This is a genomic window from Paenibacillus contaminans (assembly GCF_003285015.1).
Taxonomy (GTDB): Bacteria; Bacillota; Bacilli; order Paenibacillales; family NBRC-103111; genus Paenibacillus_V; species Paenibacillus_V contaminans.
Genome location: NZ_QMFB01000004.1, coordinates 220,657 through 235,030, shown reverse-complemented (window position 1 = coordinate 235,030; position 14,374 = coordinate 220,657). Strand labels below are relative to the sequence as shown.

Sequence of the window (14,374 nt, the reverse complement as noted above, 5' to 3'; positions counted from 1 at the left end):
TTATACTTAGGTGGAATCCAAATGAATCTGCTAACCTTTCTACAAAGTCATTCATCACGAATACCGGATCGGGTCGCCATCAACCACAGCCGGGGCAGTCTTACTTATTCGGCATTGGCAGAGCGTGTCCAGAGAATTGCTAACGGTCTAAAGCAATGCGGCCGTAGCCAAGGGAAAGTAGCGATCTTAACTGGAAATCGAGTGGAGTTTGTGGAGATTTTTCTAGGGGCTGTCTACGCTGGGTATGTGCCTGTGCCTTTGGACCCCAAGTGGAGTTCTATTGAAGTAAACGCCGTGTTACGGCAATGTGAACCGGAGATTATTTTTGCAGAGGATTCTTATGTTCGAAATATTCATTTGCCAAGCGGGCAAGCTGGGCAAGTTGAAATCGTTACACTATCTCAAAAGAACCCGGGTGCTTATGAACAATGGATAGCCTCATTCGCGCCGGAAGCAGAACTTGGCGCCAGCAATGAATTGTTGTTTATCGGATTTACTTCAGGAACTACAGGAGTTCCGAAGGGATTTATGCGCACACCGCTTTCCTGGAAAACAAGCTTTGATGCCACGAGGGAAGCATTCCAGCTCGATATGAAGCACTGTATGGCTCCTGGACCCCTTGTTCACTCTTTGTCGTTATTTGCCTTGATGCAAAGTCTGTACTTTGGCGCCACCTTTCATCTCGTCGAGCAGTTCCATGCGGATAAGGTGCTGGAGCTATGTACGGCTGTTCCGGATATGATTTTGTTTGTTGTACCCACAATGATTGAATCGCTGCTGCAGCAGGCTAATCCAGGAAGAGCGTCTATTCAAGCCCTGATCAGCTCAGGCGGAAAATGGTCGGAGCAGTCGAAGCAAAGGTGCCGTGAAGTGTTTGGACAGTCCAAGCTGTATGAATACTATGGTTCTTCTGAAGCGAGTTATATCAGTTATATGGACGTTTATGAGGCGAAGAAACCCGGTTCGGTGGGCCGTCCTTTCTCTTGTGTTGAAATATCGATTCGCGATGAGCATTGTCACGAGGTTCCCGCTGGAGAGGTGGGGCAGCTTTATGTTCGAAGCAGTATGATGTTCTTGGGGTATTATCAGTTAAGCGAGGAGACGTCAGCGGTATTTCGGGATGGGTGGCTTAAGACTGGGGATTACATGACAGTCGATCTTGAGGGGTATTTATTTTTGGCCGGGCGTTCCCAAAATATGATGATCACTGGCGGCCTGAATGTTTTTCCTGAAGAAGTGGAAACGGTATTGCAGCAGCTTCCCGCTATTCAGGAGGTTATTGTACTGGGAATGCCGGACGAGCGCTGGGGGGAGAAGGTAACCGCGGTTGTTCAGTGGCGTGGAGACCAACGTTTGAGCCTGAATGAAGTGAAGGAATACTGCCGCAACTATTTGGCAAGCTACAAAGCCCCCAAGCAGCTCATCACCGTGGATCGGTTCACCTATACGAGCAGCGGGAAGGTTGCGCGTCAGCAGATGAAAGAATACGTGAAAGAAGTGGTGAAATGATCGAGGCTGTAATGGTCATGGCAAAACGTATGCCCATCGGCAAAATTGGCGGTCGATTCAGCACACTTGAGCCTGAGCTGCTGCTTGCGCCATTAATTCGCCATATCGTTTCGGAGACGCATGTGCCCAAGGAATGGATTGATGATGTGATCATCGGCAATGTTGTAGGACCCGGGGGAAATATTGCACGGGTTGCTGCTCTGGAAGCCGGGCTTCCCGTTACAGTGCCGGGTCTGACGATTGACCGCCAGTGCGGATCGGGACTTGAAGCTATTCATTTAGCTGCCCGTTTCATCCAGAGTGGAGCTGGGGAGGTGTATCTAGCAGGCGGGGTTGAGAGCACAAGCCGGGCACCTTGGAAAATGTTTAAGCCCGAGGTACTTACGGGTACACCTCGATTGTATACACGCGCTCCCTTTACACCCAGCGCTTATGGCGATCCTGATATGGGCCTGGCAGCGGAAAATGTTGCCCGGAAATACGGAATTTCCAGAGAAGAGCAAGACCTCTACGCCTTGAAAAGCCATCAGAAGGCCGTTCACGCACAACAAACAGGCAGGTATCGGCAGGAGATCGTGCCTCTTCAAGTGAACGGCAATTGGGTTATGGAGGATGAATGTCCAAGGCCGGATACCAGCATAGAAAAATTGCAAAGATTAAAGCCTGTTTTTATGGACCACGGCACCGTAACTGCTGGCAATGCCTGTCCTATTAATGACGGGGCTGCTCTTGTGCTGCTCATGTCGCGTGAGAAGTGCGAGCAGCTAAACCTTCAGCCTGTATTACGCTTCGTAGATGCGCAGGTCACAGGAGTAGATCCCAATTATTTGGGGATCGGACCTGTTCCAGCAGTACACAAACTGCTATGCCGCCAGAAACTCAGGACAACCGATCTGGACATTGTGGAATTTAATGAAGCTTTTGCTTCCCAGGTTCTAGCGTCGCTGGGGGAGCTGCAAATTCCGCAGGACAAGGTTAATCTTGGAGGCGGTGCGTTGGCGTTAGGACATCCTTATGGAGCATCGGGCGCCATACTGATGACCCGTTTATTCGCTGAGATGCTGCAGAACCCCTTTAGGCGGGGGATAGCAACATTGGGGATTGGCGGAGGGATGGGGCTCGCCGTTTTAGTGGAGGCGGTTGGATGAACAGCATTCGATTCCAGGTTCATCTTTCTGAGGATTCTATCATCCAATATGCAACCCGTATAGAAGCTCCCTTGCAGCGAATAGGCGGCGCATTGATTGCACCTTCAACGATGCCGATAACATTCTGGAAAATAGCCGACGCGCCTTGGCTGGACATGCCAGAGCCGCTGATTCACGGGAAACAGCAATTTCATTATGGTGCTCCGCTGACAGCAGGCATGGATCTGGATTGCGATCTATCCTTAACGAAGGTGGAGACAAAGGCTGGACGTCAAGGCGCTTTGACTTTATATACGCATTCCCTGACCTGTTCATGCGCTGGCAAACACATCGTGACAGTGGAAACCGTGTTAATCTCGGTGGGTGACAAATCATGAGAAAACAAATTACTGCAGCGGCCATTCGGGAATATGCCGATCTTACCGGGGATCATGCGTCTATTCACCTTCAGGACGAAGCTGCAAGACAAGCCGGGTATCAAGCTCCTATTGCCCATGGGATGTATCTTATGGGGTTGGCACAATCTATTTATTTGACAGAGCATCGGACATACTGGATTCAGTCCTATAGCATGAAGTTCAACAGGCCGCTCATTCAGGGAGCAGTGGCATGCTTTGCCTATAAAGTTCGAAATGGTGAAATTCAGGTAACGGTTACGGAAGAAGATGAGGATGGGGAAGTCATTGCCGAAGGTGTTTTTTCAGTGAAGGAGGGGGTCTTCTCACCGTGAGAACAGCGTTGGTTACCGGAGCAAGCAGAGGGATTGGCCGCAGCATCGCAATGGAGCTCGGGCGCAGCGGCTATCAGGTGGCGGTTAATGGTTTGCATGAAGAGCGGATAGACTCCGTTGTGGAGGCAATTCGTCAAGCAGGAGGCGCAGCCGAGGGGTATTGTGCGAATGTTGCGGACCCTTCAGCTGTGACGGCAATGGTGGAGGCGGTTGCGGCGCGTTATGGTGCAATTGATGTCTTGATCCATAATGCCGGTAATTTGCACGATCGCAAATGCGAGCAGATGACGGATCAAGAATGGAAGTCGGTTCTGGATGTTCATTTGAGCGGGGCTTTTTACTGTATCCAGCGCATTCTCCCCTTTATGACCTCTCATGGGGGTGACATTCTACTGATGACTTCAACAGCCGGGTTAATGGGCTCTGTGGGTCAGGTTAATTACAGCGCAGCTAAAGCAGGTATGCTCGGGATGGTGTGGACGCTCGCAGCCGAGCTGCGAAGCAATCAGATCAGGATCAATGCTGTTGCTCCTGCTGCCTTAACCGATATGACTCGCCCGGTAATTGAATATTTAAAAGAAAAGTACGCTAGACGCAATGAGCCGTTACCGGCATTCTGGCAGGTAGGGGAATCTGATGATGTGGCTCGGTTTGTGGGCTTGCTCCTGGAGCAGCGGGATCCGGATCTTACAGGTGAAGTCTTTGGCGTAAATGGCTCTCAAGTAACCCTCTGGCAGAAGCCGCTGCCCGTCTTGTCCATTAACGGAGCAGAGGCCTTTTTTACTGCATGGAAGCATCGGGAGGAGAAGTAATAGATGCTTACTTTTGACCAGGTTCATTATTATTATCGCAAAGGACAGACCATCCTTGCTTCTGTGAGCTTCGAAATTCATGAAGGCGAGTTTGTAGCGATTGTTGGGGGAAATGGGAGCGGGAAATCCACTCTGGCCCGGTTAATGAATGGATTGCTGCAGCCGAGGGAAGGGCGAGTGCGTATTGGGCTTCTGAGCACGCTAAATGCCGAAAATCTTCCCCGAATTCGTGAGCAAGTGGGCCTTGTTTTTCAAAGTCCGGACGATCAATTTATTACAACATCCGTTCTGGATGAAGTGATATTTGGGTTAGAAAATCTTCGGCTCCCAAGAGAGGAAATGAGCGCTCGTGTGGATCAGGCTTTGCGAGCTGTTCGAATGGAGGATTATGCAGAAGCGATGCCTCATGAGCTTTCCGGCGGTCAGAAGCAGCGTGCAGCTATCGCGGCGATTCTGGCCATGCGCCCCCGTATCCTTGTCTTTGATGAAGCCACTTCTATGCTTGATCCGCAGGGGAGAAGGCAGATCCTGTCGGTGATGCAGGAACTCCATAGTCAAGGTATGACCATTATCCATATCACTCATCATATGAATGAGGTTTTGGAGGCGGATCGGGTCCTGCTACTAGATGGAGGGAGCATTACATTTGACGGTACTCCATCGGAGCTGTTTCGAACCAAAACCCTTGCAGACAATAAGCTGGATCAACCCTTTGCCGCCAAGCTGCACCTCTTGCTCGGTTTAAACACCGAGCTGAATGCGGACTGGAAGGAGACGATTCGCACCCAATGGCATACGAGTTAAATCAGGTAAGTGTGAGCATAGCAGGGCGGGAAGTTCTCCGGAACGTCAGCTGTACCCTGCAGGAAGGGAAATGGATTTCGGTCATTGGGCAGACCGGGGCAGGCAAATCCACCTTTGCCAAAGTGATTAAAGGGCTGATTCCTTCCTATAAAGGAGAATATACCCTTCACCAACAGCCATTGCCTGATGACAGCAAAGGACGTATGAAGGCTGTCCGGGAGATCGGCTTTGTTTTTCAGTATCCAGAGCATCAGATATTTGAAACAACTGTTTATAAGGAGCTGACCTTTGGACCGAAAATGCTGGGCTATTCCCAAAAAAGGATCGAGGAAGCCCTAAAACCTGTATTGGAGCAGGTAGGTTTATCCACTGCCATTCTTCAGGTACCTCCCTTTAATTTAAGCGGGGGACAGAAAAGACGCGTTGCCATCGCTTCCGTGTTATTAGCAGATCCTAAGATGCTTATATTGGATGAGCCCACAGCGGGACTCGATCCATCGAGCAGGCGTGTTATGCTGCAGATGTTAAAAGAATGGCAGCAAATGAACAATCGTACAGTTTTGTTTATATCTCATCAAATGGAAGATGTTGCCGATTATTCGGACGAAGTTATGGTGCTTCATAAGGGGCATCTCTTGGTGCATTCGGAGGCGAACTCATTATTTATGAAGAACACGGAAGTACTGGAGAGGGCTGGCCTGCCTCTGCCTGAGCCTGTCCAGCTTCTTAGGCTGGTAGAAGAATTATCCGGACATAGGATTGAAGTAGAAAGCTGCAGGGAGCAGGATATTTTAAATAAAGTACGACTGGTTTGGGAAGCAAGGAGTCTTCAGAATGACTAATAAAATCGTATTGGGTCAATTCACAGATACGGGTTCCCTTCTTCATCGCTTGGACCCTCGGACCAAGCTGCTGAGTTTGATCGTGATCATGATGAGCTTTCTGCTGCTCCAGAACTTTACCAGTTATGTGGCGGCGACTGCCTTTGTGGGGATGCTGCTGTTGACGTCCAAGATACCGCTGCGACTGTTTGCCAGAGGTTTAAAGCCGCTTTTGTTAATTTTGATCTTCACTTTTCTATACCATGTCCTGCTTACCGGAGATACGGTGATCTGGTCATGGTCCCAAATCAAGCTGAACCAAGAGGGGGTAGTGAACGGGACTCGTATCGTATGGCGGATTATTTTGCTGGTTCTGCTTGCGTCTGTCCTTACTGCTACTACCAAACCGCTAATCTTGGCTCAGGGCCTAGAAAAACTGTTAAAGCCGCTGTCTAAATTAGGTGTTCCGACGGAGGCTTTTTCTTTAATGGTGGTGATCGCCATTCGCTTTATACCTACCATTACTCAGGAACTGGATCGCATTATCCTGGCCCAGCAGGCCAGGGGATATGACGTCACCTCGGTCACCAGACTTAAACGGGTGTTCGCCTATATCCCTATTCTGGTTCCGCTCTTTGCTACGACCATCCAGCGGGCCGAACAGCTGTCCTTTGCGATTGATGCGAGGGCTTATGGAACCGGAAAGGGAAGGACTTCTTATAATCAGCTTGAATTCAAGCGGAGCGACTTCGTTGCAGGCGGATTTACGATTATATTTGTGTTCATGATGCTCATCATTCGGATATACATCTGATGATGGATACAGGAGGAATCACAATGAATTGGAATACACGTTTGACGGAACTGCTTCAGATCAAGTACCCGATTATTCAAGGAGGGCTTGCTTATTTGGCCTATTCCGATCTTGCGGCTGCTGTCTCCAATATCGGCGGATTCGGCCAGATTACAGCCATGAGTCTTCCGGATGCTAATACCTTGCGGAGGGAAATCAGACGTACCCGCACTCTGACTGACAAGCCTTTTGGCGTCAACTTTGCCATCGGTATGCACAGCGGCGATATTGAGGAGAGGCTTCGAATTGCTATGGAGGAAAAGGTTTCTGCAGTCACCCTTACAGGTGGTAATCCAGCGCCATTTATGCCCCTGCTGCAGTCAGCAGATCTAAAAACCCTGGTACTTGTCTCCTCTCGAACACAAGCTCAAAAAGCCGAACGGCTCGGCGCATCCGCAGTAATCGTTGTCGGACATGAGGGGGGAGGGCACCTGGGGCGTGATGAAGTCGGAACTATGGTTCTTGTTCCCCAGGTGGTGGATGCTGTTCGTATCCCCGTTGTCGCTTCCGGCGGTATTGGCGACGGTCGCGGCTGGATGGCTGCCCTTGCTCTAGGAGCGGAGGGAATCGTAATGGGGACGCGGTTTATTGCGACTCAGGAATGTCGGCACGCTTCCTCTTCCTATAAGAATGCCTTAGTCGAGGCGTCTTCGGCGGATACCGTTGTCATCAAACGCTCGATCGGCTTTCCTGCCAGAGCGCTGCGAAGCCCTTTGACCGACAAGATTATAGAGCTTGAACGTGAGACGAATGACTATGAAGCGCTTAAGCCCTATATCAGCGGGGAAGCAAACAGACGCTGGATTTATGAAGGTATCCAAGAAGAGGGCTTCGGATGGGCCGGACAATCCGTCGCCTTTATTCATGATGTACCAGAAGTCTCCGAGCTGATTCAGAGGATGGTTAGAGAAGCGGAAGATATACGACGCAAGTGGGCTTGAGGATGGCCAGATACTTCTAACCAGGAAGATCCTTGATTATTTTAGGATGCACAATTGCAGTAAGAGGACATGTGTCGAACGTCGAGCAGATTGAGATAGCAGTCAAAACGATTGAGACAAAAATCTAAATAAAATCGTGTAATATCAAGGGCTGTTTCAAAAATAATGAGACAGTCCTTTTTTTATTGCATTTCAAAGCTCTCCCGAAATCTATGCTTCTCTTTGCGGATGCTACGTGCATCAAAGATACACGATTATTCGACCGGTACGAAATCGGGCTGCACGGCGATATAATTTACGTGCTAAACTCGTTCTTGCTTTTGTTAATAGATATGGTAGACTTCACCCAAAGGTTATTCATGGGAGGAACAACATTGACTGCTGCAATGCCGATTCGAAAATTGAAAAGCTGGAAAGACCTCTCCTTATACAGAAAATTGATCGTGACGATGATGCTGATTGCTATATTCCCCCATTTTCTGATGAGCAGTATCGCTTACTTCAACGTTTCCGCCACGCTGCAGGAAGAATCAGGAAACAACAACATGAAATATTTGAAGCAAACGATCAACGCGGTGGAAATCGTCGTCCGGCAAATATTGGACAGCTCGCAGCAGCTCGTTCTGAGCCGATCCTTTCGCGATTTTGAAAGCTTTCCGAACAGGTATTACTACGAAACGATGTCGGGTGCCTTCGAGCAGCATGAGTTGCCTGTACATTATTCTTATTTGTTAAACAAGCAAAGCGTTGTCGATAACATGCGTATTTTTAAACTATCCAACGCATTCGTCGACTCCGTTTATTTCTACGAGAGAGAGAATAATCTTGTATTGGCCGTCAACAACGACAATTCCAGCACGACGGTCCCTTTTGACGAATTTTATGACAAGGACTGGTACGACCCGTTAAACAGTTCTATTTTATCCCCGATCTTTATGGATACACGCAGCGCCAGCCGAGATAGCGGCGATAAGTTCAACGCGCTTACGATCGTTTTCAAAACGAATGCGAAGGACAACGCAATCCTGATCAATCTGGACGCGGAAAAAATTTATCATCACATTATCAATAAGATTAACCCTAAGGACGATCTGTATGTTACGAACGGCGATGGCAGGATTCTTTTGAACAAAAACGCCGCTCATCTGCATCGGAATATCCGGAGCTTATTTGCGGAAGCGGATAAGACAGAAAGTTCCGGCAGTTCTTTCCAAAGCAAATTCGATGGCAAAAAGGTACTTGTCTCTAATTACACTTCAGAGATTCTTCATTGGACGTTTTTCAATGTCGTCAATTTGGACGAGTTGTTAAACAGTCTCACATATTTGAAACGGACGATCCTGTTTTCAGCCGCTTTTCTACTTCTTTTAACCGTTCTTCTGTCTGTTCTTTCCTCGAAAAGGCTTTACCGTCCGATCGCTATAACGATAAACGAGAGAGACTATTTCAAGGAAAAACTGGAGGAAAGCCTGCCGTATTACCGAGAGCGGTTCAAGCTTTCGCTGCTTAAAGGGCAAGCCGGCACCACTGTGGAAATAGCAGAAAAAATGGCATATTTGCAATTGAACATCTCTGCGCCCCCATTGATGGTCTTTGTGGTGTCGTTCGACCCCGACCGTCCGGGCGGCGGGCCGGACAACGCGGCTGCGTCCGACATGAACAACATTCGGATTATCGATGCAATCGACAATAGTGCTGCGTTCAAGTCCGGTTCTTTCATAACCGTGGATGCCGCCCCGGACAGCGTGGCTATTATCCTGACAGCAGAGGATATGGATTTAGCCGGTGTATTTCACTTGGCCCAAACGCTGCTCGAAGAGTTGGAACGGAAGTTAAACAACCGCTTGTCCATCGGCATCGGACGGCAATGCGTTACGATTGCCGAACTTCCTAAAAGCTACGAAGAAGCGGAAGAAGCGCTGAAATACCGGATGCTGCTTGGCGGCAGTCAAGTCATTTATATTGATGATGTCGTGATTGACGGCCAAATCCACTTCAAGTATCCGAATCGGAAGGCGGAACTATTATGCGGGTACGTAAAAACCGGCAATTCCGCAGAAACAAATCGAATATTCGATGAAATCGCTTCCGAAATCGCTTTAGGCAAAAACAAGCTGCATTACAACGAGATTTTACCGATATTCGTCCGATTGTTGACCGATATCGTCGGCACTCTGAGCGCGCTTGGCGCCGATCCGCAGCAAGTGTTCAAGAACGGCGGCAATCCGTACCGGACTTTAGTCGAGCAGAAGTCGCTTGAACAGATCGAGACGTGGTTCCGCCATTTCATCGCGCAGGCTGCAGATTACGTCGGCGAAGAAATGAAGGTGAAAGGCAATCATCATATCACAAAGGTCCAGCACATATTGGAGCGGGATTATGCGAATGACATATCGCTGCAATCGGTATCGGAGCAGTTGAATTTGAATCCCGCTTACGTTAGCCGGCTTTTCAAACAAATTTCAGGAAAATCATTCGTCGAATATGTAACCGCCTTGCGGATGGAAAAAAGCAAAGAAATGCTTGTGCAAAGCGAGATGAAAGTCAATGAGATCGGCCGGCAGGTCGGGTATCAGAACGCTTACTACTTCATCAAGGTTTTTAAGGAATATACCGGCGTCACGCCGGGTGAATACCGCAAATTATTCGGCTGACGCAAAAAAAACATTACGTTTGTATAAAATTTATTATATCGGACGCCGCTTATCGCATGCTATTTTGTGGTTGGGCGGCACCGTGCTAACGGCTCCCGCTCCTGATAGATAAGTTGATTCGAAAAATTGAACGGAGGGGAAAACATGAATGATTCGGAAAAGGACGGTTTGATCAGCAGAAGGAAGCTGCTGGCTTCCATCGGCGCGGCAGGCGTCGCTCTGGCAGCCCATGGTTTATTGAACGGACGGGCAACGGAGGCGGCTTCGGACAACGATACCTCGGTCACAGACGCCGTGTATAAGGAAAAGAAAGAGTATAGCGCTGCCGAATGGATTGCGATCGCGGCAGCCGACAACTTTTGCTGGAACGGAAATATGGACATATGGCAGCGAGGAGCCGTTTTCACCTCGTTCCCGAGCAGGAAACATACGGCAGACGGATGGAGCTTTGCGCGAACCGGGTTTGCCAGCGGCGCGACGATCAGCCAGCAGGTAGGCGAGTACGGCAACAATTTTGCGCTTCGGGTCCGCCGGAATGATGGAGATGCGTCCTCCGCGCAAATGACGCTTGTTTATAACCTGTCGGCATCCGATACAAGACCGGTTATCGGCGATAAGGTTACGGCGTCTTTCGTCCTGCGTACGGGCAGCGGCTTTTCTTCCGCTAACCTGACGGCGCAAATCAAAGGCAGTACGAACGTGACGGAGCAGTCCGTCACAGCCGCGAACGGCTTTTACTCCTCGGGCGACAGTACGCTGGCAGGCATCCTGGTTACTGCGTCCGCGACCAGAGCGCGCTATGAACTATCGGCTGACGTACCGGTCAACGTGAAGCAAATTGCGCTTCGCTTGACCTATGCGCCGACGGGTACCGCGGCGGAGGATTGGTTTGAAATCGAGCAGGTCAAGATTGAACGCGGCCCCGCAGCGACGCTATTCGTACCCGATCCGATCTCCGAGTGTTTGCGAAAGGCGCAGCGGGAGTTTGCGAAAAGCTACAATTACGACGTAGGCGTTGCTTTCGCAACGTCGGAAGGCGCGCTTCGGGAGCGCGCAAGAGGCACAGAGACTCAGGGAGCGATTAATATGAACGTGCGCTTTGCCGTGCCGATGCGCGCCAACCCTACGGTTACCGTCTATAGCCCGGATTCCGGAGCCAGCGGAAACCTGTTTAACGGAAGCGGAGATATTGGCGCTCTCGTATTGAACATCAATACGACCGGCTGTGTCATTACGAACAACCAGGCGACAACTGTCGGCAGCCTGTATTCCTGCCATTTTACCGCGGAGGCGCCGTTATGATATCAGCGTATTCGGGATCGGAATATTCGATTGTCGCGATCAAGGACGGAGTGACGCTTACCGTTCCCCGCACATTGCTGAATGCCGACTACAGAGAGATTCTCCGGCTTCAAACGGTACTTATCGACAGACGAGAAAACGTCTATAACGCTTTTCCCGATCTTAGGAAAATAGGAGGCTCCTTGATCGGCATTTATTCTACCGGGGCCGGACACGCAAACAGCGATGGCCAAATGATGGCAAGGAGCGATGACGGCGGACATACTTGGCAAACCAAACGTTTTTTCGACAATGCTACGCTAGCCTATGATCCTTCCCTTTTGGACGGCTTGCTGGCAGTCGGGGATATAATCGTTTTCAAAAATTTCTCGGTCAAGAAAAATGTAAGCGGATACAGTTGTGCTTCTCACGGTACGGTTTCGAACGGAAGCGTCAAGTATGCGCTTTGGGGACAGCCGATCCAGCATAGCGGGATATTGCTCAGAACCGGATACGGCGTAAACGGGACCGATACGGAGACGGCGCTCTTGCAAAGCGTTGACGGCGGACTGACGTGGTCGTTCAGATCTTTAATCGCTCGCGTTGCCGGCAGAAAGTTTTCAGAGGCCGCACTTATCGAATGTGCCGACGGATCGCTTCTTTCGGTTATTCGCGAAGACGGCTTCAACAAATCCCGCTTCATGGTTTGGACACGATCCGTGGACGGAGGTACGAGCTGGTCGTCCCCGGTACAATTTGATTTCAGGCACATCAACGGCACCCAGCCATTCCTGATTCGTTTATCGGACAACAGCCTTTTGCTTATGGCCGGCGATCGTGTAGGCGCCAGCGGGTTAAACTCGATCGGTATTGATCATACGGGCCAGCAAATAACGGGAATATCGTGTTGGAAAAGTACGGACAACGGGAACACATGGACGTACAGAACGATGATCGATGCCATGTGGTCGACGGATGGCGGGCAGCCGGTTGCGGTGCAAACGGAAGACGGGAAGATTGCCTGCTTGTTTTATCATGCCTTTAACGGATTGGAGGAGCCTGCTGTCGAATGCTCGATTTTTGATCCGGACGGCATCGTATAAAGGCGTAGTTGGCCTAATACTTTTTTGACAACTATAAAAAATAATACGTTTGTAGAAATATTGATATATTCCGGAAAGGCGGCTCGTGATAGTTTGGTACCAGGCGGCACCGTGCGCACGGCAACCGAAATGATTCAAACATGACAACCAAAGAAACGAAAAGAGGGGTAAGCATGAAGAAAAAGCTGCTTCGTTCCTGTGTTGTGTCTGCGATGGTCTCGTCGTTGATGTTGACGGGCTGCGCTTCGCAAAAATCGGGTTCCGGCGATGAAAGCAATAAGGAAAACGTCAAAAAAGAAGTGCCGAAGGTCCACTTTTTCTCCAACAACGGAACGTTACTTAACGAGAAGCCGGAAGGCAGCGATCCGCAAAAGCTTCAGCAAATGACGGATCTTATTCGTGAACGTGCCGGTATCGAACCTGTAGCTATCGTTCCGCCCAAAGGGGCGGCTGGCGAGAAGTTGAATATTTTGCTGTCTTCGAACGAGAAAATCGATATGTTTAACGGGGCGTGGGACAGCTATGCATCGAAAGGCGTGCTTCGATCGTTGAACGATCTGCTTGACAAATACGGCTCGAATATCAAAAAGGTATTTTCGGAGGAAGAATGGAAAAGCGTAACGGACAAGGAGGGGAATATATGGGGAATTCCCAGTTCAAGAGCTTTTGTAGGTTATCCGGTATATGTTCGGGCCGATTGGCTCAAAAAATTAAACCTGCAAATGCCGAAAACGCTGGACGAATTGGAAGCGGTTTTGAAAGCGTTTAGAGATCTCGATCCGGACGGCAATGGCAAAGCGGATTCGATTCCGCTCATGACCGATCTCACGGGTCTCCGTTACGGCATGCTTGGCGGCTTCATCGAGGGGGAGAACGGGTACAGCACCTGGCTGGACCCGGCCGACAAAAAAATAAAACCGGTTGAATTGCATCCCGGTTACAAAGATTTTTTGACTAAAATGGCGGACTGGTACCAAAAAGGATATATCGATAAAGAAGCGTTAACGAAAGACGATTCGCTCGCGCTGCTTAAAACGAACCGGGTAGGCGCATCGGTCAAATACTTCACCCGCGTGGCGTTAAATCAACCGAAGCTCAAATCATCTTTTCCAGAAATGGACTTCCAGCTTGCCAAGGGTATAACGGGGCCGAAAGGGAAATTGCAAACGTCCTCAAGCTTGAATTCCGCCGCCATCCTCATAACGAAAAAAGCGGAGCATCCTGAGGCGGCCGTCAAGTTTATCGACTGGGTCTATCAAGATGTCGGCAATTGGCTGACTGCGGTCAGAGGCGTCGAAGGCGAAGACTGGAATTGGACTGACAAATCGAAGCGGATTTTCGAGCTTTCGAAGGAGCGGAAATACGCTGGCGAATTCGCAACGGTTCAAGTTGCGGATATCAAAAACTCGCCGACCAGTCCATCTCCTGAAACCGCCATGATGTACGATTATTTTAACGCGGAGATGTATCAATTCGGCAATGCGAAAAGACCGCTGGATTACAACATCATCTACGATACGAACAGCCTGAAAGAAAACGTGCCGAATTTGGGCGACATCGACCGGTTGATCAAAGAAGAAACCGTGAAATTCATTATGGGAGCGAGACCGATGTCCGATTACGAAAAGTTTATCGAACAGTTGTATAAAGTCGGCATGGATAAACTGATAGACGAGAAGACGGCGCAATATAACAGCCGCCAGAAAAAATGATCCGAA

General features: G+C 49.5%; 13 protein-coding genes. All 13 read left to right on the top strand.

Annotation, left to right across the window (positions count from 1 at the left end; translation table 11 throughout):
• Window positions 1-21: 21 nt before the first annotated feature.
• Window positions 22-1,509, top strand: a complete 1,488-nt coding sequence (locus DQG23_RS09805; RefSeq protein ID WP_113030644.1) for a class I adenylate-forming enzyme family protein — start codon at window positions 22-24, stop codon at window positions 1,507-1,509.
• Window positions 1,506-2,657, top strand: coding sequence for a thiolase family protein (locus DQG23_RS09800; RefSeq protein ID WP_113030643.1), 1,152 nt, complete (start codon window positions 1,506-1,508; stop codon window positions 2,655-2,657). The genes DQG23_RS09805 and DQG23_RS09800 overlap by 4 nt, the downstream gene beginning before the upstream one ends.
• Window positions 2,654-3,034 carry an FAS1-like dehydratase domain-containing protein gene (locus DQG23_RS09795; RefSeq protein WP_113030642.1) on the top strand — a complete coding sequence of 127 codons (381 nt, stop codon included), beginning with the start codon at window positions 2,654-2,656 and terminating at the stop codon, window positions 3,032-3,034. Before DQG23_RS09800 ends, DQG23_RS09795 begins: the two co-directional genes overlap by 4 nt.
• Window positions 3,031-3,387, top strand: coding sequence for a MaoC family dehydratase (locus DQG23_RS09790; RefSeq protein ID WP_113030641.1), 357 nt, complete (start codon window positions 3,031-3,033; stop codon window positions 3,385-3,387). The genes DQG23_RS09795 and DQG23_RS09790 overlap by 4 nt, the downstream gene beginning before the upstream one ends.
• Window positions 3,384-4,199 carry an SDR family NAD(P)-dependent oxidoreductase gene (locus DQG23_RS09785; protein ID WP_113030640.1) on the top strand — a complete coding sequence of 272 codons (816 nt, stop codon included), beginning with the start codon at window positions 3,384-3,386 and terminating at the stop codon, window positions 4,197-4,199. The genes DQG23_RS09790 and DQG23_RS09785 overlap by 4 nt, the downstream gene beginning before the upstream one ends.
• Before the next feature lie 3 nt (window positions 4,200-4,202).
• Window positions 4,203-5,003, top strand: coding sequence for an energy-coupling factor transporter ATPase (locus DQG23_RS09780; protein WP_113030639.1), 801 nt, complete (start codon window positions 4,203-4,205; stop codon window positions 5,001-5,003).
• Complete coding sequence (locus DQG23_RS09775; RefSeq protein ID WP_113030638.1) at window positions 4,988-5,845, top strand: ATP-binding cassette domain-containing protein; 858 nt, start codon at window positions 4,988-4,990, stop codon at window positions 5,843-5,845. Before DQG23_RS09780 ends, DQG23_RS09775 begins: the two co-directional genes overlap by 16 nt.
• On the top strand, window positions 5,838-6,638 hold the full coding sequence (locus DQG23_RS09770) for an energy-coupling factor transporter transmembrane component T family protein (protein WP_113030637.1): 801 nt from the start codon (window positions 5,838-5,840) through the stop codon (window positions 6,636-6,638). Before DQG23_RS09775 ends, DQG23_RS09770 begins: the two co-directional genes overlap by 8 nt.
• A gap of 23 nt (window positions 6,639-6,661) precedes the next feature.
• Window positions 6,662-7,618 carry an NAD(P)H-dependent flavin oxidoreductase gene (locus DQG23_RS09765; RefSeq protein WP_113030636.1) on the top strand — a complete coding sequence of 319 codons (957 nt, stop codon included), beginning with the start codon at window positions 6,662-6,664 and terminating at the stop codon, window positions 7,616-7,618.
• Window positions 7,619-7,992: 374 nt separating this feature from the next.
• On the top strand, window positions 7,993-10,272 hold the full coding sequence (locus DQG23_RS09760; RefSeq protein WP_158560375.1) for a helix-turn-helix domain-containing protein: 2,280 nt from the start codon (window positions 7,993-7,995) through the stop codon (window positions 10,270-10,272).
• 144 nt (window positions 10,273-10,416) lie between these two features.
• Window positions 10,417-11,574 (top strand): hypothetical protein, encoded by a 1,158-nt coding sequence (locus DQG23_RS09755; RefSeq protein WP_113030634.1) that lies wholly within the window; start codon window positions 10,417-10,419, stop codon window positions 11,572-11,574.
• Window positions 11,571-12,656 carry a sialidase family protein gene (locus DQG23_RS09750; protein ID WP_113030633.1) on the top strand — a complete coding sequence of 362 codons (1,086 nt, stop codon included), beginning with the start codon at window positions 11,571-11,573 and terminating at the stop codon, window positions 12,654-12,656. The genes DQG23_RS09755 and DQG23_RS09750 overlap by 4 nt, the downstream gene beginning before the upstream one ends.
• A gap of 173 nt (window positions 12,657-12,829) precedes the next feature.
• Entirely contained in the window at window positions 12,830-14,368 is a 1,539-nt protein-coding gene (locus tag DQG23_RS09745) for an extracellular solute-binding protein (protein ID WP_113030632.1), read from the top strand.
• Window positions 14,369-14,374: the final 6 nt, after the last annotated feature.